This is a genomic window from Actinacidiphila sp. bgisy160, from assembly GCF_057707815.1.
This window is the reverse complement of the sequence record NZ_JBYIQW010000005.1, coordinates 169,136-189,756: the sequence shown is the minus strand read 5'-3', so window position 1 is coordinate 189,756 and position 20,621 is coordinate 169,136. Positions and strand designations below refer to the sequence as shown.

At 72.9% G+C, this 20,621-nt stretch carries 25 protein-coding genes and 1 riboswitch; of the genes, 11 read left to right on the top strand and 14 right to left on the bottom strand.

Translation table 11 applies throughout. The annotated features are described in order from the left end of the window. The first annotated feature begins 271 nt into the window (after positions 1–271). Entirely contained in the window at positions 272–1,261 is a 990-nt protein-coding gene (locus AC3EUJ_RS07625) for a malate dehydrogenase (protein WP_431960224.1), read from the top strand. 73 nt (positions 1,262–1,334) lie between these two features. Here the strand turns inward: AC3EUJ_RS07625 and pdxR are convergent, their stop codons facing one another. Continuing rightward, positions 1,335–2,795: a MocR-like pyridoxine biosynthesis transcription factor PdxR gene (gene pdxR, locus AC3EUJ_RS07620; protein WP_431960223.1), complete on the bottom strand. Its 1,461-nt coding sequence runs from the start codon at positions 2,793–2,795 to the stop codon at positions 1,335–1,337. A 50-nt stretch (positions 2,796–2,845) separates the two neighbouring features. On the opposite strand from pdxR, the gene AC3EUJ_RS07615 reads away from it, so the two are divergent. Next, entirely contained in the window at positions 2,846–3,040 is a 195-nt protein-coding gene (locus tag AC3EUJ_RS07615) for a hypothetical protein (protein WP_431960222.1), read from the top strand. A 55-nt stretch (positions 3,041–3,095) separates the two neighbouring features. Here AC3EUJ_RS07615 and rocD read toward each other — a convergent pair whose 3' ends face one another. After that, positions 3,096–4,301, bottom strand: coding sequence for an ornithine--oxo-acid transaminase (rocD, locus tag AC3EUJ_RS07610; RefSeq protein WP_431960221.1), 1,206 nt, complete (start codon positions 4,299–4,301; stop codon positions 3,096–3,098). Positions 4,302–4,431: 130 nt separating this feature from the next. After that, positions 4,432–4,518, top strand: a riboswitch (ZMP/ZTP riboswitch). Positions 4,519–4,548: 30 nt separating this feature from the next. On the opposite strand from rocD, the gene AC3EUJ_RS07605 reads away from it, so the two are divergent. Further along, on the top strand, positions 4,549–5,994 hold the full coding sequence (locus tag AC3EUJ_RS07605) for a glycine hydroxymethyltransferase (protein WP_431960219.1): 1,446 nt from the start codon (positions 4,549–4,551) through the stop codon (positions 5,992–5,994). Positions 5,995–5,998: 4 nt separating this feature from the next. Here AC3EUJ_RS07605 and AC3EUJ_RS07600 read toward each other — a convergent pair whose 3' ends face one another. From AC3EUJ_RS07600 to AC3EUJ_RS07585, 4 genes are read right to left on the bottom strand one after another with little or no spacing between them, the layout of a single operon-like run. Next, entirely contained in the window at positions 5,999–6,595 is a 597-nt protein-coding gene (locus AC3EUJ_RS07600; protein WP_431960218.1) for a hypothetical protein, read from the bottom strand. Next, entirely contained in the window at positions 6,592–7,296 is a 705-nt protein-coding gene (locus AC3EUJ_RS07595; protein ID WP_431960217.1) for a hypothetical protein, read from the bottom strand. The genes AC3EUJ_RS07600 and AC3EUJ_RS07595 overlap by 4 nt, the downstream gene beginning before the upstream one ends. Next, positions 7,287–8,147 carry a hypothetical protein gene (locus AC3EUJ_RS07590; protein ID WP_431960216.1) on the bottom strand — a complete coding sequence of 287 codons (861 nt, stop codon included), beginning with the start codon at positions 8,145–8,147 and terminating at the stop codon, positions 7,287–7,289. Before AC3EUJ_RS07590 ends, AC3EUJ_RS07595 begins: the two co-directional genes overlap by 10 nt. Next, positions 8,144–8,707, bottom strand: coding sequence for an RNA polymerase sigma factor (locus AC3EUJ_RS07585; RefSeq protein WP_431960215.1), 564 nt, complete (start codon positions 8,705–8,707; stop codon positions 8,144–8,146). The genes AC3EUJ_RS07590 and AC3EUJ_RS07585 overlap by 4 nt, the downstream gene beginning before the upstream one ends. 144 nt (positions 8,708–8,851) lie before the next feature. Here AC3EUJ_RS07585 and trpS point away from each other — a divergent pair, with 144 nt between their 5' ends. The 3 genes from trpS to AC3EUJ_RS07570 all read left to right on the top strand — a co-directional run bounded on the left by trpS (position 8,852) and on the right by AC3EUJ_RS07570 (position 11,965). Next, entirely contained in the window at positions 8,852–9,865 is a 1,014-nt protein-coding gene (trpS, locus tag AC3EUJ_RS07580; protein ID WP_431960214.1) for a tryptophan--tRNA ligase, read from the top strand. Positions 9,866–10,037: 172 nt separating this feature from the next. After that, positions 10,038–10,637, top strand: coding sequence for a 2'-5' RNA ligase family protein (locus AC3EUJ_RS07575; protein WP_431960213.1), 600 nt, complete (start codon positions 10,038–10,040; stop codon positions 10,635–10,637). 395 nt (positions 10,638–11,032) lie between these two features. Next, positions 11,033–11,965: a YihY/virulence factor BrkB family protein gene (locus tag AC3EUJ_RS07570; RefSeq protein WP_431960212.1), complete on the top strand. Its 933-nt coding sequence runs from the start codon at positions 11,033–11,035 to the stop codon at positions 11,963–11,965. A 21-nt stretch (positions 11,966–11,986) separates the two neighbouring features. On the opposite strand, the gene AC3EUJ_RS07565 is transcribed toward AC3EUJ_RS07570, so the two are convergent. Together AC3EUJ_RS07565 and AC3EUJ_RS07560 are read right to left on the bottom strand one after the other, a co-directional pair. After that, positions 11,987–12,559, bottom strand: a complete 573-nt coding sequence (locus tag AC3EUJ_RS07565; RefSeq protein ID WP_431960211.1) for a 3'-5' exonuclease — start codon at positions 12,557–12,559, stop codon at positions 11,987–11,989. Then, complete coding sequence (locus AC3EUJ_RS07560; protein ID WP_431960210.1) at positions 12,535–13,017, bottom strand: ATP-binding protein; 483 nt, start codon at positions 13,015–13,017, stop codon at positions 12,535–12,537. Before AC3EUJ_RS07560 ends, AC3EUJ_RS07565 begins: the two co-directional genes overlap by 25 nt. 70 nt (positions 13,018–13,087) lie before the next feature. Here AC3EUJ_RS07560 and AC3EUJ_RS07555 point away from each other — a divergent pair, with 70 nt between their 5' ends. Next, positions 13,088–13,903, top strand: a complete 816-nt coding sequence (locus AC3EUJ_RS07555; RefSeq protein WP_431960209.1) for a helix-turn-helix domain-containing protein — start codon at positions 13,088–13,090, stop codon at positions 13,901–13,903. Then, positions 13,900–14,103, top strand: coding sequence for a DUF397 domain-containing protein (locus AC3EUJ_RS07550; protein ID WP_431960208.1), 204 nt, complete (start codon positions 13,900–13,902; stop codon positions 14,101–14,103). The genes AC3EUJ_RS07555 and AC3EUJ_RS07550 overlap by 4 nt, the downstream gene beginning before the upstream one ends. Here the strand turns inward: AC3EUJ_RS07550 and AC3EUJ_RS07545 are convergent. The 3 genes from AC3EUJ_RS07545 to AC3EUJ_RS07535 form a co-directional block, all read right to left on the bottom strand. Then, on the bottom strand, positions 14,072–14,458 hold the full coding sequence (locus tag AC3EUJ_RS07545) for a DoxX family protein (protein WP_431960207.1): 387 nt from the start codon (positions 14,456–14,458) through the stop codon (positions 14,072–14,074). The two genes, AC3EUJ_RS07550 and AC3EUJ_RS07545, sit on opposite strands and share 32 nt — an antisense overlap. Positions 14,459–14,531: 73 nt before the next feature. After that, positions 14,532–14,750 (bottom strand): hypothetical protein, encoded by a 219-nt coding sequence (locus AC3EUJ_RS07540; protein WP_431960206.1) that lies wholly within the window; start codon positions 14,748–14,750, stop codon positions 14,532–14,534. Positions 14,751–15,044: 294 nt separating this feature from the next. Further along, positions 15,045–16,532 (bottom strand): D-alanyl-D-alanine carboxypeptidase family protein, encoded by a 1,488-nt coding sequence (locus AC3EUJ_RS07535; RefSeq protein ID WP_431960205.1) that lies wholly within the window; start codon positions 16,530–16,532, stop codon positions 15,045–15,047. 187 nt (positions 16,533–16,719) lie between these two features. On the opposite strand from AC3EUJ_RS07535, the gene AC3EUJ_RS07530 reads away from it, so the two are divergent. The 3 genes from AC3EUJ_RS07530 (at position 16,720) to AC3EUJ_RS07520 (ending at position 18,789) form a co-directional block, all read left to right on the top strand. Beyond that, positions 16,720–16,968, top strand: coding sequence for an SCO4848 family membrane protein (locus tag AC3EUJ_RS07530; RefSeq protein ID WP_431960204.1), 249 nt, complete (start codon positions 16,720–16,722; stop codon positions 16,966–16,968). Continuing rightward, positions 16,965–18,266 carry a metallophosphoesterase gene (locus AC3EUJ_RS07525; protein ID WP_431960203.1) on the top strand — a complete coding sequence of 434 codons (1,302 nt, stop codon included), beginning with the start codon at positions 16,965–16,967 and terminating at the stop codon, positions 18,264–18,266. The genes AC3EUJ_RS07530 and AC3EUJ_RS07525 overlap by 4 nt, the downstream gene beginning before the upstream one ends. 118 nt (positions 18,267–18,384) lie before the next feature. Further along, entirely contained in the window at positions 18,385–18,789 is a 405-nt protein-coding gene (locus AC3EUJ_RS07520; RefSeq protein ID WP_431960255.1) for an ATP-binding protein, read from the top strand. Between the two features lie 37 nt (positions 18,790–18,826). Here the strand turns inward: AC3EUJ_RS07520 and AC3EUJ_RS07515 are convergent, their stop codons facing one another. The 3 genes from AC3EUJ_RS07515 to AC3EUJ_RS07505 form a co-directional block, all read right to left on the bottom strand. After that, complete coding sequence (locus tag AC3EUJ_RS07515; protein ID WP_431960254.1) at positions 18,827–19,447, bottom strand: TetR/AcrR family transcriptional regulator; 621 nt, start codon at positions 19,445–19,447, stop codon at positions 18,827–18,829. A 97-nt stretch (positions 19,448–19,544) separates the two neighbouring features. Continuing rightward, positions 19,545–20,093 carry a thiol-disulfide oxidoreductase DCC family protein gene (locus AC3EUJ_RS07510; protein ID WP_431960202.1) on the bottom strand — a complete coding sequence of 183 codons (549 nt, stop codon included), beginning with the start codon at positions 20,091–20,093 and terminating at the stop codon, positions 19,545–19,547. Between the two features lie 5 nt (positions 20,094–20,098). After that, the gene (locus AC3EUJ_RS07505; protein ID WP_431960201.1) at positions 20,099–20,509 is read right to left on the bottom strand and encodes a hypothetical protein; all 411 of its coding nucleotides are present in this window, start codon (positions 20,507–20,509) and stop codon (positions 20,099–20,101) included. Between the last annotated feature and the right edge of the window lie 112 nt (positions 20,510–20,621).

Sequence of the window (20,621 nt, the reverse complement as noted above, 5' to 3'; positions counted from 1 at the left end):
GCCCGGGCTGACGAGCGCGTGAGGTTCGCGTCAGCCGGCGCCGCGCTCGGTCGCGTGTCTCGCACCGCGACGGCCCACCCCGGAGCGGCCCGCCGGGTCGTCCGGGGATGTGTGCGGGGCGGTGACCGGGGCCACACTGGTGGTGGCATCCGCCACGACGGCGCGGGTATAGCCTGGCGTGGGTCTCTTGACGCCGAGAGATCCCCGTTCCGGGGCAAGGGACGCTGCCGGGGCGGCAAGGGATCCAGCAGGAGAAGGCCAGGAGAAGGCAATGACTCGCACTCCCGTCAACGTCACCGTAACCGGAGCGGCCGGCCAGATCGGCTACGCGCTGCTCTTCCGCATCGCCTCCGGGCACCTGCTCGGCCCCGATGTCCCGGTGAAGCTGCGCCTGCTGGAGATCACCCCGGCCCTGAAGGCCGCCGAGGGCACCGCGATGGAGCTGGACGACTGCGCGTTCCCGCTGCTCCAGGGGATCGACATCTCCGACGACCCGAACGTCGCCTTCGACGGCGCCAACGTGGGCCTGCTCGTCGGCGCCCGCCCCCGCACCGCCGGCATGGAGCGCGGCGACCTGCTGGAGGCCAACGGCGGCATCTTCGGCCCGCAGGGCAAGGCCATCAACGACCACGCCGCGGACGACATCCGCGTCCTCGTCGTCGGCAACCCGGCGAACACCAACGCGCTCATCGCGCAGTCCTCGGCCCCGGACGTCCCGGCCGACCGCTTCACCGCGATGACCCGCCTGGACCACAACCGCGCCGTCTCGCAGCTGTCGAAGAAGACCGGCGTGCCGGTGAGCGAGATCCGCCGCCTCACCATCTGGGGCAACCACTCCGCCACCCAGTACCCGGACATCTTCCACGCCGAGGTCGCCGGCAAGAACGCCGCCGAGGCCGTGGGCGACGAGAAGTGGCTGGCCGAGGAGTTCATCCCGACCGTCGCCAAGCGCGGTGCCGCGATCATCGCGGCCCGTGGCGCCTCCTCCGCCGCGTCGGCCGCCAACGCCGCGATCGACCACGTCTTCACCTGGACCAACGGCACCGCCGAGGGTGACTGGACCTCCGCCGGTGTCGTCTCCGACGGCTCCTACGGGGTGCCGGAGGGCCTCATCTCCTCCTTCCCGGTGACCGCCAAGGACGGCAAGTTCGAGATCGTCCAGGGCCTGGAGATCAACGAGTTCTCCCGTGCGCGCATCGACGCCTCGGTCAAGGAGCTCGAGGAGGAGCGCGACGCGGTCCGCGGCCTCGGCCTCATCTGAGCCCGGGACGCGAAGCCCCACGACCGGCCCCCCGCCGCCCCGCACGGGCGCGGCGGGGGGCCGTTGCGTGTGCTCAGCCCGTGTGCGCCGCGAGCAGCGCGCACAGTACGTCCAGGGAGCCGGCGAAGGCGTGCTCCGGCGGGGCGCCGTAGCCGACGACGATCGCGTCGCTCTCCGTGCCGCCGAAGTCGGCGAGGCTCTCCAGGGCGAGACCGTGCTCCCACGCCCGTGCGACCAGCGCCTCGGCCGAGGTGCCGGGCGGCAGCCGGAGTACGGCGTGCAGGCCGGCGGCGATGCCCGACACGCGTACGGCGGGGGCGCGGGTGGCGAGCGCGGTCACGAGGCGGTCGCGGCGGCGGCGGTAGTGCAGCCGCATCCGGCGCACATGGCGGTCGTAGCCGCCGGAGGCGATCAGTTCGGCGAGGGTCAGCTGGTCGAGGACGGGGGACTGGTGGTCGGCGAGGACCTTCTCGGCGAGTACCGGCTCCACGAGGGCCGGCGGCAGGGCGAGCCAGGCCAGCCGCAGTCCGGGGGCGAGGCTCTTGCTGGCGGTTCCGGCGTAGACGACGTGCTCGGGCGCGAGGCCCTGCAGGGCGCCGACCGGCTGCCGGTCGTAGCGGAACTCCCCGTCGTAGTCGTCCTCCACGACCACGCCGCCGGTGTCGCGGGCCCAGGACACGGCCGCCGTGCGCCGCGCGGGGGAGAGCGAGGTGCCGTACGGGAACTGGTGCGCGGGCGTGAGCAGCGCGGCGTCGACGCCGGCGTCGAGCGCGCCGACCTGCGCGCCGTCGTCGTCGACGGGCAGCGGGACGGTGGTGAGCCCGGCCTTCCGCAGGATGCGCAGGGTGTGCGAGTAGCCGAGCGCCTCGACGGCGACGCGGCGGGCACCGCGCGCCCGCAGGACACGGCCGATCAGCCCGGCTGCCTGGACGAAGCCCGTGCACACCACGACGTACTCCGGGGCGGTGCGCACGCCGCGCGCCCGGCCCAGGTAGGCCGCGAGGGCCTCGCGCAGCTCGGGGCGGCCGCGCGGGTCGGTGTAGCCGAAGGCCTCGTTGGGGGCGGCCGCCAGGGCGCGGCGTGCGGCGGCCGACCACGCGGCACGGGGAAACGAGCCGAGGTCGGGAGAGCCCGGCCGCAGGTCGTACGCGGCGTGTTCCCGGTGCCACGGCGGCCTCGCCGGCTCCGGGGTGCCGGCGGGCGCCACGGCGCCGTTCGCATGCGGCGCGGTGATGCGGGCGCGGCCGCCGCGGGGCGGGACGGCCGGGCGCCAGCCGTCGCCCACGCTTGTGCCGGAGCCCTGCCGGGCGGTCAGCCAGCCCTCGGCCACCAGTTGCCCGTAGGCGTCGGCGACGGTGTTGCGGGCGACGCCCAGGTCCTTGGCGAGCGTCCGGGAGGACGGCAGCCGGGTGCCGGGGGCGAGCCTGCCGTCGCGTACGGCCTCACGCAGCGCGTCCTCCAGCCCGGCCCGCGCGCCGGTGCCGCCGGTGAGGTCCAGATGAAGGTCGACTCCTGAGATGGCCCACTCGTTCACCCTCCAAGTGGACCACGGGCCGAGGCCACCTCGTCACCAAGTTTGCCCGCATGACGGTGATCACGACCTCCGCCGTCGCGCCGTCCGGCCTCGGTCCGCACGACCTGGTCCCCGCCCACGCGCCCCGCAGGGTGCTCGGCAAGGCCGCCCCCGACTTCCACAAGGCGATGACGGCCCTGGACGCGGCGGCGGCCGGCGGCCTCGATCCGGTGATGTCCCCCGCGGCGCGCCCCGACGGCGTCTGACCGCCGGGACGCAGCCCTCCCCGGGGTCCGGACACCGGACCCCGGGCCTCCGTTCTCAGACCGACAGCACGGCCCGCAGCTGGTCGAGACCCCAGTCCAGGTCCTCCTTGGAGACGACCAGCGGCGGCGCGAGCCGGATCGTGGAGCCGTGGGTGTCCTTGACCAGGACGCCCCGCTCCAGGAGCCGTTCGGAGACCTGCCGCCCGGTGCCGTGCCCGGGGGCGATGTCCACGCCCGCCCACAGCCCGCGGCCGCGGACCTGTGTGACGGCCCCGCTGCCGGTCAGCAGAGCCAGTTCGTGGTGCAGGTGGTCGCCGAGTTCGGTGGCCCGCTGCTGGTACTCCCCGGTGCGCAGCATCGCGAGGACCTCCAGCGCCACCGCGCAGGCCAGCGGGTTGCCGCCGAAGGTGGAGCCGTGCTCCCCGGGCCGGTAGACCCCGAGCACCTCCGCGGAGGACACGACCGCCGAGACGGGGACGACACCGCCACCGAGAGCCTTGCCCAGCACGTACATGTCCGGGACGACGCCCTCGTGCTCCGACGCGAAGGTCCGGCCCGTGCGGCCCAGTCCCGACTGGATCTCGTCGGCGATGAAGAGGATCCCGCGCTCCCCGGTGAGCCGGCGCACGCCCGCCCAGTACCCGGCCGGCGGCACCAGGACCCCCGCCTCGCCCTGGATGGGCTCCATCAGCACGGCCACCGTGCGGTCGTCCAGGGCCGCCTCGAGCGCCGCCAGGTCGCCGTACGGGACCACCTCGAAGCCGGGGGTGTACGGGCCGAAGTCCGCACGGGCCTCGGGGTCGGTGGAGAAGCTGATGATGGTGGTCGTCCGCCCGTGGAAGTTGTTCGCCGCGACGACGATCCTGGCCTGGCCGTCGGGCACGCCCTTGACCTTGTAGCCCCACTTGCGGGCCGTCTTCACCGCCGTCTCGACGGCCTCCGCGCCGGTGTTCATCGGCAGCACCATCTCCATGCCGCACAGCTCGGCCAGCTCCGTGCAGAAGCGGGCGAAGCGGTCGTGGTGGAACGCCCGCGAGGTGAGCGTCACACGGTCGAGCTGGGCCTTGGCGGCCTCGATGAGACGGGCGTTGCGGTGCCCGAAGTTCAGCGCCGAGTAGCCGGCGAGCATGTCGAGGTAGCGGCGGCCCTCGACGTCCGTCACCCAGGCGCCTTCGGCGGAGGCGACGACGACCGGGAGGGGGTGGTAGTTGTGGGCGCTGTGCGCCTCGGTGGCGGCGATGTGCTCGGCGGCGGTCGACACGTGAGTGCTCCGTTCGTGGTACGTCGGGAGATGTGGCGCTGGGCCCGGTGGGGCCCCTTTCTATCGTCGCTCGCCCGGGATGCGAAGAAACCTCGCGTCGGGCGGCGCCCCGACGGGCGTTGCTAGGCTGGCCACGGGTCGTGACTGGCGCGCTGGGATGGGACTGACCATCGGGGAGCGGCCCGTGAACTGTGTGCCGTGCGCCTGGGCCGTCCCGTATGCCGTGCCGTGCAGCAGGAGGTCTGACATGCCGAGTGGTTCCACCGAATCCACCGCCTTCCGCAGTGCCCTTGAGGTGATCAGGGGTGTCGAGCCGCGCGTGGCCGATGCCATCGGCCAGGAGATCGAGGACCAGCGCGCCTCGCTCAAACTCATCGCCAGCGAGAACTACGCCTCGCCGGCCGTGCTGCTGGCCATGGGCAACTGGTTCAGCGACAAGTACGCCGAGGGCACGGTCGGCCGCCGTTTCTACGCCGGCTGCCGCAACGTCGACACGGTCGAGGCGCTCGCCGCCGAGCACGCGCGCGAGGTCTTCGGCGCCGAGCACGCCTATGTGCAGCCGCACTCCGGCATCGACGCCAACCTCGTCGCCTTCTGGGCCGTGCTCGCCGCCCGGGTCGAGGCACCCGCGCTGGAGCGGGCCGGGGCCCGGCAGGTCAACGACCTGACCGAGGAGGACTGGGCGCGGCTGCGCCAGGAGCTGGGCGACCAGCGGATGCTGGGCATGTCGCTGGACGCGGGCGGCCACCTCACGCACGGCTTCCGGCCCAACATCTCCGGCAAGATGTTCGACCAGCGCAGCTACGGCACCGACCCCGCCACGGGGCTGCTGGACTACGAGGCGCTGCGCAAGACGGCACGCGAGTTCCGGCCGCTCATCATCGTGGCGGGCTACTCCGCCTACCCGCGGCTGGTGAACTTCCGGATCATGCGGGAGATCGCCGACGAGGTCGGCGCCACGCTGATGGTCGACATGGCGCACTTCGCGGGCCTGGTCGCCGGCAAGGTCCTCAACGGTGACTTCGACCCCGTGCCGCACGCGCAGATCGTCACGACCACCACGCACAAGTCGCTGCGCGGCCCGCGCGGCGGCATGGTGCTGTGCGACTCCTCGCTCGCCGAGCAGGTCGACCGCGGCTGCCCCATGGTGCTCGGCGGCCCGCTGCCGCACGTCATGGCCGCCAAGGCGGTGGCCCTCGCGGAGGCCCGCCGCCCCGACTTCCACGACTACGCGCAGCGCATCGTCGACAACTCCCGCGCCCTGGCCGAGGGGCTGCTGCGGCGCGGCGCCACGCTGGTGACCGGCGGCACGGACAACCACCTCGTCCTGATCGACGTCGAGTCCTCCTACGGGGTCACCGGCCGGCAGGCCGAGGCCGCGCTCCTGGACTCGGGCATCGTCACCAACCGCAACTCCATCCCCCAGGACCCCAACGGCGCCTGGTACACCTCCGGCATCCGCATCGGCACCCCGGCGCTGACCACGCGCGGTCTCGGTACGGATGAGATGGACGAGATCGCCGGGCTCATCGACCGGGTGCTCACGGCCACGAGGGCCGGCGTCACCTCGGCCGGAAAGCCGTCCAAGGCGAAGCACGTGCTCGACGAGAAGGTCTCCGACGAGATCGCGCAGCGCGCGGCGGATCTGCTGGCCGGCTTCCCGCTCTACCCCGGGATCGACGTGAGCTGCTAGGGCCTCAGCCGGCGGTGGCGCCACGGCGCCACCGCCATCCCAGCGCCGTCGCTCCCGACCCGGCGGCGAGACCCGCCAGGGCCCACCACCAGCCGTCCACGGGACCGTCGCCGCCAGCCGGGGTCTCACCCCGCCCCGCCGTCCCCTTCAGCCCGCCCGGCTCGAACAGGCCGAGCCTCGCGAGCAGCGGGCCGAGGGACGCGGACGCGCGATGCCACAGCACGTAGTCGTCGGCGGTGTAGGGCGCCGGGTCCGTCCGCACCCAGACGCTGTCCCCCGTGGCGCCGGGAAACACCTGGTCGATCTGGGACAGGGGGCCGTCGGGGGCGAAGTGCCAGCGAACGGTCACGCCGGCCGCCACGGCCGCGTCGCTGATGGGCTCCGGCGGGTCCAGTGTGCCGTCGTACTCGGCGAGAACCAGGGTCATGGCGAGCGGCATGAACTCCGGCGCCGACCCGCCCAGTGCCACCGTGCGGCCCGTCGCCACCGAGGTCAGCACCACATCGCTGGGCACTTTGGCGGCCGCCGGACCGGCTGCGAGCAGCACGGCCGGTATCAGCGCGGCGAACGCGGCGAGCGACACGCGCAGAAGACGTCTCATACGTCGACCAACTCCTGGCGTGGGCCCGGCTCACGGGGCGTCCGGCGGGATATCAGGCGCAGGGCCAGCACGGTGCCGGAGCAGCCGGCGGCCAGGCCGACGCCGAGGCCCGCCAGGGAGAGCCACCAGCCGTCCGCTCCGCCGCCGTCACCGGCCGCCGCGGCCTGCGGGGCCGCCACCGGGGTCTCCTCCACGACCGCGGCGTCGTCCGGGCCGGGCAGGTAGCCGGGGGCGCTCACGCCGAGGCCCTTGTCGGCGCCCATCAGGCCCAGCCGGCCGAGAAGGCGGCGGAGGTCCTCGGAGCGGGCCGCCTTGCGCCACACACCCTCCTCCGGCAGATCCGTTGCCGTCAGCGGGAGGGAGTGGACCCAGACGCCGCCGGGGCCGTCCGGGTAGACGTAGTCCACCTTCCAGACCGACACGTCGTGGATCAGCCAGGTGAGGGTGACCTGGCGATGCTGGTCGTTCATCACGTCCGACAGCGACTTCGGCGCCTTCTCCTTCGGCTCGTTCCCGATGGACTGCTCCAGTTCCCGGTAGTCGGGTGAACTGGTGTAGATGCCCGCCGCCTTGCCGCTGGCCGGAGCGACCAGCATCACGCTGGTCGGCCCACCCGCGGCGGCCGGCCCCGACCCGCCGATCACGGCGGTGACCGCCGTCACGGTGACTCCGGCCCAGGTGACGAACCCTCTTACCCGCATCCGGTCCCCCTCTCGCTCGGTCCTGCTCCTGTTACACCGCCCGGGCCCGCGAGGTTCCCGTCCGCGTGAGGAGACGTGAGGAGACGTGAGGAGACGTGAGGAGACAGGGCCTGACGCCGCCGGGCGGAGTTCGCGACGGCGACCGCGCGTGCCAGGTCCGGCAGGCCCTCCAGGCGCAGCGTCGTCTGCCCGTACTGCCAGACCAGGGTCGGCCCGGCGGTCCGGGGGGCCGCACGGCGGGTACGGCCTTCGGGGTCGATCAGTTGCACGTAGTGGGGCTCCGCGAACCACACCCCGTAGTCGGCCCCGGCGCCCAGCTCGACCCATTGGGCCGCCCCCGCGACCTTCTTGAGGAAGACCGCGTCGAGCGTGGCCCGGAACTGGTCGAGCCGTACCGTGCGCCCGTCCACCTGCCAGCTCATCGACAGCACCCGCCCCCCGTCGACGACCGCCACCCCGTCCGGCTCGCCCAGCTCCGCCGGTACGTACGCCCCGTCCAGCGGCGCGTCCCCCCCTACCGGCGGCGGGGCGCCCGTGCCGGGGCGGGCGGCAGGTTCCCGGTGCACGACCACACCGCCGAAGCCGAACCAGTCCGAGACCGCGGCCCGCACCGGCGGGGTCAGCACGAGCACCACCAGCAGCCCGCACAGCGCCGCCGTCAGGGTCCGCCACCGGGCCGCGGCCCACGCGCGCGCCCGAGCGCCGCGGCCGGGTGCGGGGACGGCCGGGGCCGGCACCGCCTCGGCCAGCAGCCGGGCCAGCACCTGCTCGGCGACGGAGTCGGGTGACGGCGCCGGGATCTCCAGCCGCCGGCCCGCCTCGCGCAGCTCCTCCGGGAGCCGGTCGGTCATGGGCGCCGCCCCCCGTCGTCGCACCGGGCGGCCAGCACCGGCTCGCCGAGCCCCGCCCGCAACCGGGCCAGGGCCCGGTGCAGCCGGGACTTCACCGTGCCACGCGGCCAGCCGAGCACCGTCGCCGTCTCCTCCTCGTCCAGGTCCAGCAGATAGCGGCAGGTGACCACCATCCGGTGCGGTTCGCTCAGCGCCTGCACGGCGGCCAGCAGCTCCGCCCGGCGCTCCCGCGACACCGCCAGCGACTCCGGGTCGTCGTCCGCCGCGGGGGGCAGGGCCTCCAGCGCGGCGTTGCGCTCCACCGCCGACCGCAGGCGGCGCGCCGCCCGCCCGGCGTTCCGCGCCTCGTTGGCGACGATCCGCAGCAGCCACGGCCGGAAGGCCGCCCCCTCCCGGAAGGTCGCGAGCGCGCGGTACGCCTTGACGAACGAGACCTGCACCACGTCCTCCGCGTCGGAGCCCGCGCCCAGCAGCACGGCGGTGCGGTGCGCGACGTCCGCGTGCAGGCGCACCAGCTCGGCGTACGCCTCCCGCTCACCGGCGCGTACGCGCGCGATCACCGCCGCCTCCCCCTCCGTGGCGGACCCCCTCCCGTTGCCCGGCGCCGCCCCCGTGCGGCCCCCGTCACCCCTTCTACACCGCTGCCCGCCCCCGGGTTCCCACCGCGGCCATGGAATCCGCGCGGACCTGAGAGAATGAGTGCCATGGCTCTCGATCGTCCCCGTGTGCTCTCCGGCATCCAGCCCACCGCAGGTTCGTTCCACCTGGGCAACTACCTGGGCGCGGTCCGCCAGTGGGTGGCCCTGCAGGAGTCCCACGACGCCTTCTACATGGTCGTCGACCTCCACGCGATCACCGTGCCGCAGGACCCGGCCGAGCTGCGCGCCAACACCCGGCTCGCCGCAGCCCAGCTGCTGGCCGCCGGTCTCGACCCGGAGCGCTGCACCCTGTTCGTCCAGAGCCACGTCCCCGAACACGCGCAGCTCGGCTGGGTGTTCAACTGCCTCACCGGCTTCGGCGAGGCGTCCCGCATGACGCAGTTCAAGGACAAGACCGCCAAGCAGGGCGCCGACCGGGCCACCGTCGGCCTGTTCACGTACCCGATCCTGCAGGTCGCGGACATCCTGCTGTACCAGGCGAACGCCGTCCCCGTCGGCGAGGACCAGCGCCAGCACATCGAGCTCACCCGCGACCTCGCCGAGCGCTTCAACAGCCGGTTCGGCGACACCTTCACCATCCCCGACGCGTACATCGTCAAGGAGTCGGCGAAGATCTACGACCTGCAGGAACCGCTGTCGAAGATGAGCAAGTCGGCGGCGTCCCCGAAGGGTCTGATCAACCTCCTGGACGAGCCCAAGACCTCGGCGAAGAAGATCAAGAGCGCGGTGACCGACACCGACACCGTGATCCGCTACGACGAGCAGGAGAAGCCGGGCGTCAGCAACCTGCTGACCATCTACTCCACCCTCACCGGAACCGGAATCCCGGAACTCGAGCAGAAGTACGAGGGCAAGGGCTACGGTGCGCTCAAGACCGACCTTGCGGAGGTCTTCGTGGAATGGGTCACGCCGTTCCGCGAGCGCACCCAGGAGTACCTGGGCGACCCGGAGACGCTGGACTCGGTCCTCGCCAAGGGCGCCGAGAAGGCCCGGTCCGTCGCCGCGGAGACCCTGGCGAAGGCGTACGACAGGATCGGCTTCCTGCCCGCCAAGCACTGACGGCTCCTTCCGCGCCGGGAAACGCCCGGAAAGTGGGGCCTTAAGTCCCGCGCAGGTGTGACGGACGACGCTCGCGCGAGAGGCCGCGCGCGCGTCACACTGGCAGCTGACGCAGTGGTGTCGTACGGCGTGCGTACGATGCCGCGAACCGACCCGGGGAAGGGGTGAACGCGTGGGAAACCGCATGATCGGCGTGTCGATCGCGGTCCCCGAGCCTTACGGCAGCCTGTTGCAGCAGCGCCGTGCCGGCTACGGAGACCCGCTGGCGTACTGCATCCCCACCCACGTCACGCTGCTCCCGCCCACCGAGGTGGACACGGCACAGCTCCCGGCCTTCCGGGAGCACCTCGCCGAGGTCGCCGCCACCGGCCGCGCCTTCCCCATGCGGCTGCAGGGCACGGCCAGCTTCCGGCCGGTCACCCCGGTCGTCTTCGTCGAGCTCGTCCAGGGCGGACCCGACTGCGCCGAGTTGCAGGAGCGGGTCCGCTCCGGCCCGGTCCGGCGCGAGCTCCAGTTCCCGTACCACCCGCACGTCACCATCGGCCACGGCATCCCCGACGAGGCGCTGGACCGCGCCGAGACGGAGCTCGCCGACTTCGTCGCCACCTGGACCGTCAGCTGCTTCTCGCTGTACGAGCAGGACGACGAGGGCGTCTGGCGCAGTGTGCGGGACTACCCCTTCGGCGGCGCCGGGCAATCCCTCGTGCCGCACCAGCCGGGTGCCTGCGAGCCGCTCAGCCCGGCTCCCGCAGGAGGCCCCCCGCACGCCTGAGCGCGTCGGGCGGAGCCGCGCGCGACGGCACGCCCTCGCTGCCCCCATGCACCCCCCACTCGCCGCGGACCGCGCACACCTTGCCGAACTCCTCCAGGCGGTAAGGGACCTGGCCGACCGTGAGCCGGCCGCCGTCGACGACCCCCGGCCGCCCGCCGCGGGCCCGCGCTCAGGACCCCACGGCCGAGCGCGTCGACGCGTTCGGCCGTGGGGTCGCCGCCTCCGGGGAGCCTTCCTCACCCCGAGGGTGCTCCACGGCGTGCCCGCTCGTGCGGGCCGCCTTCAGCAACTGGCGTACATCCGGGGCCGACACGGACCGCGTCCTGGACGCGATCACCGCCGCGACGGGAACCGCCACCTAGAGTGCACGTGGTGACGGAGGGTAGGCGCGCGCTATGGAATGGCTGACTCGGCTCCCAGTGATCGGACCGTGGATCGCGCGGCTCATGCGCACCCACGCCTGGCGCACCTACGAGCATCTGGAGAGCGTGCACTGGACGCGGCTCGCCGCCGCCATCACCTTCGTCAGCTTCGTCGCGCTCTTCCCGCTGCTGACCGTCGGCGCCGCCGTCGGCGCGGCCCTGCTGTCCCCCAGCCGGCTCAAGGAGCTGGAGGACAAGCTGGCCGAGCAGGTTCCCGGCATCGCCGACCAGCTCGACATCGGCGGGCTCGTCGACAACGCGGGCACGGTGGGCGCCATCGCCGCCATCCTGCTGGTCCTCACCGGCGTCAGCTGGGTCGGCTCTCTGCGCGACTGCCTCAGGGCGGTCTGGCACAAGGACGACGAGCCCGCGAACCCACTCGTCCAGAAGCTCAAGGACTTCGGCGTCCTGGTCGGACTGGGTGCCGTGGCGCTGCTCTCCGCCGTCTGCTCGGCCCTGGCCGGGACGGCCGTCGGCCGTCTCGGCGACGCCCTCGGCCTGGACCGGCACGGGCCCGGGCGGGCGCTGTTGTCGCTGGCGGGCTTCTGCATCGCCGTCCTCGTGGACCTGCTGATCCTCGCCTACCTGCTCACCCTGCTGCCCGGGGTCACGCCGAACCGCCGCGACGTCGTCGTGGCGAGCCTCATCGGTGCGATCGGCTTCGAGGTGCTGAAGCTGCTCATCAGCGGCTACCTGCAGAGCGTGGCCACCAAGAGCATGTACGGCGCCTTCGGGGTGCCCATCGCGCTGCTGCTGTGGATCAACTTCACGGCGAAGCTGCTGCTGTACTGCGCGGCCTGGACGGCCACCCCGCACAGCGCGGAACTCGCCGCCCGTGGTGAGGACGAGCCGGCCGGGCCGCCCGAGCCGGAGCGTGGGCGGCCCGAGCGGCCGGAGACCGCCTGACGCCGGGGAGCGTCCCCGCCGTCAGAAGGCCGGTGTCGTCGGCCAGGCGCCCCGGCGCGTCAGGTCGACGACGAGGGCGGCGACGTTCCACGCGTCGTCCTCGCCGCGGTGGTGGCGGCCTTCCAGGGGCAGCCCGACAAGCCGGAGCGCCTCGGCCATGCCGGGGCGCTTGGTGAGGCGGTGGGCCTGGGTGAAGAGCGTCTTGACGTTGGTGTGCCGGCTGCCGAAGGGATACGTCGTGTCGGTGGCCCGGCACTGCCGGTTGAACTGGTGGCGGTCGTAGTCGCCCCAGCTCGCCCACGGACGCGACCCCGCCCGGTGCTCGACGGCGAGCAGCTTGCAGGCGTCCGCGAAGTCCAGGCCGGAGTCCACCTCGGCCTGCGTCAGACCGGTCAGTTGGGTGCAGAAGGGACTCACGGCGGAGCGCGCCGGCCGCACGAGGACGCGGTGGCGGGCGACGCGCTCACCCGCGACGAGGTCCACGACGGTCAGCCCGATCTCGATGATCTCGCTCGCGGAGCCCTGCGGCGGCTCGCCGTCCCAGCACGTCGCCTCGACGTCGATGACGTTCAGGAGTCCCAGGTCACTGTCCATGGCGCGAACCTTACGTCGGGATCCGGCCACTGGTCACTACTGTTTACGCAGGGTTTTGTCACTCTGAGTTCGAACCAGACCGTTTTACCGATGCCGTACGGCCGAGGTTGAACGTTCCAGGCGTCGGCCAGTATCTCCACGAGCGCCAGCCCGCGTCCCGACTCGTCCGTCTCCGACGCCTGCCGCGGTACGGGCGGGTCCTCGCCGGCGTCGCAGACCTCCACCCGCAGGATCCCCGGGCCCAGGGCGGCCCGCGCGGCGATCCTCCGGTCCCGCGGGGCCCGTGCGTGACGGACGGCGTTGCTCATCAGCTCGCTGAGCAGCAGGACCGCGGTGTCCGTCGCCTCGGCGGGCAGGCCCCACACCAGGGCCTGTTCCCGCAGCCTGGCCCGCGCCCGGCCGACGCTGCGCGGGTGGCGCGAAAACCACCACTCGGCAGGGGGAGTTGTCTCGTTCATGGCTCAAAAGTGCAGGTCGCGGCGTACCGTCGGAAGTAGCGGCGCGAGTACGGAGGGTGGTTGTACCCCAGTGGCCAGTGATGTGTCCCCGCCCCCGATGGCGTGGCGGTACTGCGGCAACCAGGTCAAGCTCTGGCGCGAACACGCGGGCGTCACGCGCGAGCAGTTGGCCGACGAGGCGGGGTACGGCTACGAGACCGTCAAGTCGATGGAGCAGGGGCGGCGCCGCCCGACGCAGCGGCTGCTCCAGGTCGCCGACGGGCTGTGCGGGGCGCAGGGCAAGCTCACGGCGGCGGAGGCGTTCCTCAAACCCGAGCGGTTCCTGTCGTACGCCCGCGACTTCATGCGCTACGAGGCCGAGGCGATCGCCCTGAACACGTACGAGCCCCAGTTCATCCCGGGGTTGCTCCAGACCGAGGAGACCGCGCTCGCGCTGTTCCGCACCCATTGGCCCCCGTTGGACGACGAGACCATTGAGGAGCGCGTGGCCGCGCGCATGGCGCGGCAGGCCCTACTGGACAAGCAGACACGGGCGTTCAGCTTCACCATCGGGGAGGCGGCGCTGCGCTACCCGGTGAGCAGCGGGGAGGCGCACGTCCGCCAGCTGGAGCGTCTGCTGGAGGCCGGGGCCCGTCGCAACGTGAACATCCAGGCGATGCCCTTCGGCGGGGCGCATCCGGGCCTCAACGGCCCCTTCGTCCTGCTGGAGACGGCGGAACACCTCCACCTCGCCTACGTCGAGGGACACGAGACCGGTGTGCTGCACTCGGATTCGGAGAAGGTCAGCATCATCGCTCAGCGGCATGCCATGATCCTCCGGCGGGCGCTCGGCCCGGAGGAGTCGGAAGCGTTCATCGGGAAGCTTGCGGAGGAGCTGCGGCCATGACCGGCGAGCTGACGTGGTTCACGTCCACCTACAGCGACACCGGCGGAGGCAACTGCGTCGAGGTCGCGTTCGGCCCCGGCGCGGTCCTGGTGCGGGACTCCAAGGACCGGGCCGGGGCTCGGCTGACCTTCACGCCCGGCGCGTGGGCGGACTTCGTGGCGTACGCGGTCACGCGCGGCGCAGACGACGCCAGGCGATGACGCCCAGCAGGGCCGCGATGACGATCGGCGTGGCCGCGTTCCGCCCGTCGAAGTAGACGACCTGGAAGGTGAACGCGCCGACCATCAGGCCGATGAAGGCCACCGCCGCGATCCCGGCCAGGCGCGGGACGACGAGGCCGATGGCACCAGCGAGCTCCAGCGCCCCGATGAGGTACATGAACCAGCTGCCGTAGCCGATGACGTCGAAGCTCTCGACGGCCGAGGAGTGCGCGACGAGCTTCGGCGTCGCGCTGGCGATCGCGAAGAAGAGGCCGAGCAGGATCTGGAGCGCCCACACGGCGGTGTCGGCGCGGCTGCGGTCGTGGGACGGGGCGGTCGTGGCGGTGGCGGTCATCGTGGTCTCCTCCGGTGTCGGGTGTACGCGGAGGTGGACCGTCGGGCCGTCCGGAACTCATCGGCTCAGCGGTTCAGCGCAGGAAATGCGCGACGGTGAACCACGCCGCGGCCAGCACCAGCACGGTGACGAGGATGTAGCCCACCAGGTAGACCCCGGTGAGCACGGCCGCCGGGGCGGCGATGATCCAGCCGGCGCGTCCGGCGGGGGTCTTGGCCCGGAAGGCCGAGCGGAGACAGTAGGCGACCGCGACGAGGCCCAGGACGAGCCCGATGACCGACAACATGCCCATGGCGTGCTCCCTTCCCGTACCGGTTCGTGGTTCCTGGGTACTTGGTCGGGGCGCCCGCGCGGCAGGGGGCGGTCGCAGCGGGGTGGGCGCACGAGCCGCACGTGCGCCGTCGAGCGCCCCCTGGCCGGGGGCATGTGCGCGTGGCACGACACGACTGCGGCCGGTGGCGGGAGCCACCGGCCGCAGTCTGGCCGCAGGACCGACGGGAACGGTCTTCCGGCTCGGGCCGACCGTACTGGGGCGCCGCCGGCCGGCGAAGCGGGACGTGGCGGATCAGGCCACGTCCCCCGGCGGTCAGACCGGGCGGTCCGCCGTGGCCTCCTTCGGCCCGGCCCCCGCCTCGGACTTCGCGGCGTCGGTCTTCTCGCCGTCCGTATTCGCGGCGTCCGCGTCCGTGTCCGCCTTCACGGCCTTCACGGCCTCCACGGCCTCCACGGCCTCCACGGCCTCCACGGCCTCCACGGCTTCCATCGGCTTCGCGGACGCGTCGTCATTAGGCTTGGCCGGGGCGGGGATGGTGGCCTTGGCCGTCCGCTGCGGCAGCGGCCAGCGGCGCCGGACGAGGAAGGCCAGGGCGGCGACGACCAGGGCGGAGCCCCCGGCGAGCGCGAGGGCGGTCCACGCCCCGCCGCCACCGGAGGAGGCGGCCGCGGCTGCCTGCTGCCGCGCCTGCTTGGTGGGGGAGGCGGAGGGCGAGGGGGAGGCCGACGCGATGGCGGACTTCGGGGGCACCAGGGTGCCGACGGGGGTGACCATCCCGTCCGCCTTGAAGCCCCAGTCGAGCAGCTTCGCGGCCTCCTTGTAGGCCATGTTGTGGCCGTCGCCGGGGTGCATGACGGTCACCAGCAGCGTGCGGTCGCCGCGCTGCGCCACACCGGTGAAGGTGTTGCCCGCGTTGGTGGTGTAGCCGTTCTTCACGCCCGCGATGCCCTGGTAGGTGGAGAGGTCGTAGTCGCCGGAGAGCAGCCGGTTGGTGTTCTGTATCTCGAAGGTCTTGCGCTTCTTCGTGCTCTTCTTGCCGTTCTTCCCCTTGACCGTCTTCCACCCGCCGGGGAACTTGGCGCGCACCGTCGAGCAGTACTCGCGGAAGTCCGCGTTCTGCAGGCCGGCGCGGGCGAAGAGGGTCAGGTCGTACGCCGAGGAGACCTGGCCGGGCATGTCGTAGCCGTCCGGGGAGATGACGGTGGTGTCGTCCGCCTGCAGGTCCTCGGCCTTGCGCTGCATCTCCAGGACGGTCGCGTCCACGCCGCCGTTCATGGAGGACAGGACGTGGACGGCGTCGTTCCCGGAGCGGAGGAAGACACCGAGCCACAGGTCGTGGACGGTGTAGGTCAGGTTCTCCTTGACGCCCACGAGGCTGCTGCCCGCGCCGACGCCGTCGAGGTCGGAGGGGAGCACCTTGTGGGTCTGCGACTTGTCCAGCTTCGGCAGCACCGTGTCCGCGAACAGCATCTTGAGCGTGCTGGCGGGCGGCAGCTTCCAGTGCGCGTTGTGGGCGGCCAGCACCTGCCCTGTCTCTGCGTCGGAGACGATCCACGACCGTGAGGTGAGCTTCTGCGGCAGGGCGGGAGCGCCGGTCAGCGGGCTGATCTGGGTGCCCGGTTGTCCCAGCCGTTCCCCGCCGACCGTCGACATCTGCGCGGGCGGCGTCGGCGTGGCGGACGGGGACGGGGTCTTCGCGTGCGCGACAGGTGCGGTGGTCAGGGCCGTACCGCCGGCGAGTGCGAGGGCGGACAGCACCAGGGCGGAACGGCGCGCGGCGCGGGGGGAGGAGTTCGGCACGATGAGAAGTTACAGGCCGCCCGGGGCCTGCGGCAGGCGTGGTGGGCGGATCGGGGCCGTGACCGATCCCACGTCCCCGATGCGCAACCGTGCGGTGTCCAGGGGCGTCTTGGGCGGCGGCCCGTGATGCCGGGGCCGGGAGCGACCCCGGCGCAGGGGACCGCGCGGCGGCCCGCATACTGGTCGCATGAAGCTCAGCCGCCCCGTGTCCTGGTTCCTGACCGCCTTCGGGGTGTGGAGCTGGATCGTATGGACGACGTTCGTCAAGAATCTGTGGAAGGACGCCGGCGGGCTCGCCTTCGAGGGCGGTGACCACGGCTCGCCCACCCCGTACTTCTGGGTGCACCTCACGCTGGCGGTCACCTCGCTCGTGCTCGGCACCGCGATCGGCGTCATCGGCGTGCGCGGCCTGAGAGCCTTGCGGGCGACCCGGTGATCCTCGTGGCGGTCGCCGTCGTCGCGGCCGTCCTGGCCCTCTTCGGCGGGGTGCACTACTACCTGTGGCGCCGGCTGGTCCGTGACGTGTCCGCGGCGGGCGGCTGGTGGCGCCGGACGGGGACGGTCCTGGCGGTCGTTCTGCCACTGCTGAGCGTGGGCGCCCTGGCGGGCGGGCGGGCGCTGCCGTCGGCGGCCGAGCGGTGGGTGGCCTGGCCGGGCTTCCTGTGGCTGGCGGCGCTGCTCTACCTCACGCTGGCGGTGCTGGCCGGCGAGGCCGTACGGCCGCTGCTGCGGGGCGCGCTGGAGCGCAGGGAGCGGTCCCGTGCTGCGCGGGCCGCCGAGCCGTCCAGGGCCTTCGAACCGTCCAGGGCCTTCGAGCCGGCCGGGGCCGCCGAGCCGGCCGGGGCCGCCGGGGAGACCGCGGAGCCCGTGACCTCGTCGGAGCCGCCGGCGGAGCCCGCGTCCGCCGAGCCGACGAGGCGGCTGTTCGTGGCCCGTACGGTCGGCGCCGCGGCGGCCGTCGCCGCGGGGGTGACGGTCGGCCAGGGCACGTACGGCGTGCTGCGAGGTCCGCGCCTGAAGTACGTCACCGTGCCGCTCGCCAAGCTCCCCGCGAGCGCGGACGGCTACCGGATCGCCGTGGTGAGCGACATCCACCTCGGCCCGATCCTCGGCAGGGCGCACACCCAGCGGATCGTGGACACGATCAACGGGGCCCGCCCTGACCTCGTGACCATCGTCGGCGACCTGGTCGACGGCTCGGTGCCGGATCTGGGCGCCGCGGCCGAGCCGCTGGCCCGGCTCCGGGCGCGGGACGGGAGCTATTTCGTCACCGGCAACCACGAGTACTTCTCCGGGGCCGCGCCCTGGATCGACTTCGTGCGCGACCTGGGCGTCCACCCGCTGGAGAACGCCCGCACCGAACTCGCCGGCTTCGACCTGGCCGGGGTCAACGACATCAGCGGCGCGGACCACGGCCACGCCCCCGACCACACCAAGGCGCTCGGCGGCCGCGACACCTCGCGAGCGGTCGTGCTCCTCGCCCACCAGCCGGTGACCATCCACGAGGCGGTCCGGCACCACGTCGACCTGCAGTTGTCCGGGCACACCCACGGCGGGCAGCTGTGGCCGGGCAACTACCTCGCGGAGCTGGCCAATCCGACGGTGGCCGGTCTGGAAGCGTACGGTGACACCCAGCTGTACGTGACCCGGGGCGCGGGGGCCTGGGGCCCGCCGGTCCGTGTGGGTGCGCCCTCGGACATCACGATCGTGACCCTCGCCTCACCGCGCGCCTGAATTTGGCCGGAAAGTTCTCACCGAGTGCGAACAATCTGACACGGAGCGCATTCCCCGCGTCGAAACTGGTAAGGGATGGCGCAACGGAAGGGGGGCGTTCGCTCATGGGGAGAGTGACCTGTTGAGGCGCAGTGCGTTCCGGCTGCCCCGGCACCCGACGTCCGTCGGGCTGGCCCGGCACCGGGTACGTGACCACCTCGAGGGCTGGGAGCAGGAGGGCGAGACCGTCGAGTCCGTCGTCCTGGTCGTGTCGGAGCTGGCGACCAACGCCGTACGGCACAGCCCGCTGCTGGAGCGGGAGTTCGAGGTGGCGGTGACCGTCCACTCCGACGGCTCGTGTGTCGTGGAGGTCTCCGACGGCGGGGCCCAGGCCCGTCCCGTGCCGCGCGACGCGGGGGACGGCGACGAGTCGGGGCGCGGGCTGCGGCTGGTGCAGGCGCTCTCGGACACCTGGGGCGTCCGGGAGCGCGGCCGGTACGGCAAGACGGTCTGGGCGGTGCTGGCCGAGCCCGCCGTGGGCTGACGGGGCGGGCCGCGCACGGCGGGGGCGGTGGGCCGGCTCAGCGCCGGAAGAGGAACTCCGAGAGCAGTTCGCGGATCTCCCGCACGATCGGCCGCAGCAGTCGGTAACGGGAGAGCCTGAGGATCCGCGCGCCCAGCGGCGCGGTGCGCGCGACCAGCCGGCGGGTGCGCTCGGTGTCGGGGGAGTGGTCGAAGACCCAGTAGACGACGATGCCCATCTGGTACATCCACATCAGTTCGGGCAGCACCTCGGCGAGTTCCGCGTCGACCTTGATGTCGGAGCCGGAGAGCACCTGTTCGTGGATGGAGATGGCGGCGTCGCGGGCCGGGTGCGACTCTGGGGAGAAGGGGCTGAGCGGGCTCGCCGGGTCGGCGGCGTTCTTGAAGAACTGCGCGGCGAACTGGTGGTAGGGACGGGCCACGTCGATCCAGGCGGTCATCACCGTGAGCAGCCGCGTCGCCAGGTCCCGGTCCCCGCCGCCGTCCAGGAGGCCCTTGACAGCGGCCGCGTGTTCGGCGGCGAGGCGGTCGTAGAAGCCCTGGACGAGGTGTTCCTTCCCCGCGAAGTAGTAGTAGGCGTTGCCGACCGAGACCCCGGCCTCCTTGGCGATGGCGCGCATCGTCGTCTTGTCGTAGCCCCGTTCCTCGAACAGCCGCATGGCCGTTTCGAGGATCAGGGCGCGCGTCTGCTCGCTCTTGGGGGGCCGGGGGGTGCCGGGGGTCGTGCCAGGGGGTGCTTCTTCCACGTCCGTGAGCCTAGCCGGGCGGGGCGCAGCCGTCCGCGCAGGCGTCCGGGGCGGTGTGCGGGGCGGTGCGCGGGGTGGTGTGCGTCCAGCCCTCCCTGGGGTCGTAGGACCAGCCCTCGGCGCCGTGGTACACCCGGCCGCCCCAGCCCGTCGCGGCGGCCCCGCGGCCCCACTGCGCCTCGCGGTATCGGGCGGCGGCGAGCACGGCTGCCCGGGCGACGGGCGCGCCGGCACGGGTGCTGAGGCGGTGCGCCATCGGCCGGTACTCGGCCAGGGCCCACAGGCAGACCAGCCAGGCGGCGTCGTCCCGGTAGACCTGACCCGAGTCCCCGACGACGGTGATCTCGCGCAGGGTCGAGGCGTGGTCCAGTTCCGGGAAGCGGCGCCGGGCCTCGTCGGAGCCGGCCGGGACGAGGTCCAGCCGCACCATCTGCCGCTGGCGTTCGAGCCAGCGGCGGACGAAGGAGCAGAGCGAGCAGTCCGGGTCGTACAGGACGGTCAGCTGGCGGACCGGCACCGGAGCCGCCGGAGCGGCCCCGGTCACTGGGGTGCGGTCCATCGCCGTCACGCTCCGGGCTGCGCGGGGGCGGTCCAGCCCTGCGGGCGGACGGGCGGGATCTGCTCGCGGTCCATGACGCCCCGGCGGCGGATCTTGTTGAGGACGTACACGTTGCCCAGGTGCAGCACCCCGAGGACGAGCAGGACGACACCGAGCTTGACCGACAGCGCCTCGAAGAGCTCGCGGGCGTCCCCGACCGGATCCGCGTTCTTCAGGTACAGCGCCACGAAGCCGAGGTTCACGAGGTAGAAGCCGACCACCAGGAGGTGGTTGACGGCTTCCGCCAGCTTCTCGTTGCCGTGGAGCACGTCTTCGAGGAAGACCTTGCCGGCCCGGCTGAGGGTCCGGGCCACCCACACCGTCAGCGCGACGCTGATGAGCAGGTAGATGACGTACGCGACGACCGTGAGGTCCATGGGTCCCACCCTTTTCGAACGTGTTCAAAACCCGTTGCCGATGACTGTAGACCTGTTTTTGAACATGTTCAAGCGAGAAGTTCCTTGACACACAAGGGCCGTGGGGCGGGTG

Bases quoted from the DNA above. Each gene is read 5' to 3' on its own strand.
- AC3EUJ_RS07605 (WP_431960219.1), top strand. From the start codon at position 4,549: ATGCCGAGTGGTTCCACCGAATCCACCGCCTTCCGCAGTGCCCTTGAG.
- AC3EUJ_RS07600 (WP_431960218.1), bottom strand. From the start codon at position 6,595: ATGAGACGTCTTCTGCGCGTGTCGCTCGCCGCGTTCGCCGCGCTGATA.
- AC3EUJ_RS07560 (WP_431960210.1), bottom strand. From the start codon at position 13,017: ATGAACGAGACAACTCCCCCTGCCGAGTGGTGGTTTTCGCGCCACCCG.
- AC3EUJ_RS07590 (WP_431960216.1), bottom strand. From the start codon at position 8,147: ATGACCGACCGGCTCCCGGAGGAGCTGCGCGAGGCGGGCCGGCGGCTG.
- AC3EUJ_RS07510 (WP_431960202.1), bottom strand. From the start codon at position 20,093: ATGGACCGCACCCCAGTGACCGGGGCCGCTCCGGCGGCTCCGGTGCCG.
- AC3EUJ_RS07565 (WP_431960211.1), bottom strand. From the start codon at position 12,559: ATGGACAGTGACCTGGGACTCCTGAACGTCATCGACGTCGAGGCGACG.
- AC3EUJ_RS07540 (WP_431960206.1), bottom strand. From the start codon at position 14,750: ATGGGCATGTTGTCGGTCATCGGGCTCGTCCTGGGCCTCGTCGCGGTC.
- trpS (WP_431960214.1), top strand. From the start codon at position 8,852: ATGGCTCTCGATCGTCCCCGTGTGCTCTCCGGCATCCAGCCCACCGCA.
- AC3EUJ_RS07505 (WP_431960201.1), bottom strand. From the start codon at position 20,509: ATGGACCTCACGGTCGTCGCGTACGTCATCTACCTGCTCATCAGCGTC.
- AC3EUJ_RS07570 (WP_431960212.1), top strand. From the start codon at position 11,033: ATGGAATGGCTGACTCGGCTCCCAGTGATCGGACCGTGGATCGCGCGG.
- AC3EUJ_RS07615 (WP_431960222.1), top strand. From the start codon at position 2,846: ATGACGGTGATCACGACCTCCGCCGTCGCGCCGTCCGGCCTCGGTCCG.
- AC3EUJ_RS07595 (WP_431960217.1), bottom strand. From the start codon at position 7,296: ATGCGGGTAAGAGGGTTCGTCACCTGGGCCGGAGTCACCGTGACGGCG.
- AC3EUJ_RS07530 (WP_431960204.1), top strand. From the start codon at position 16,720: ATGAAGCTCAGCCGCCCCGTGTCCTGGTTCCTGACCGCCTTCGGGGTG.
- AC3EUJ_RS07625 (WP_431960224.1), top strand. From the start codon at position 272: ATGACTCGCACTCCCGTCAACGTCACCGTAACCGGAGCGGCCGGCCAG.
- AC3EUJ_RS07515 (WP_431960254.1), bottom strand. From the start codon at position 19,447: ATGCGGCTGTTCGAGGAACGGGGCTACGACAAGACGACGATGCGCGCC.
- AC3EUJ_RS07545 (WP_431960207.1), bottom strand. From the start codon at position 14,458: ATGACCGCCACCGCCACGACCGCCCCGTCCCACGACCGCAGCCGCGCC.
- AC3EUJ_RS07550 (WP_431960208.1), top strand. From the start codon at position 13,900: ATGACCGGCGAGCTGACGTGGTTCACGTCCACCTACAGCGACACCGGC.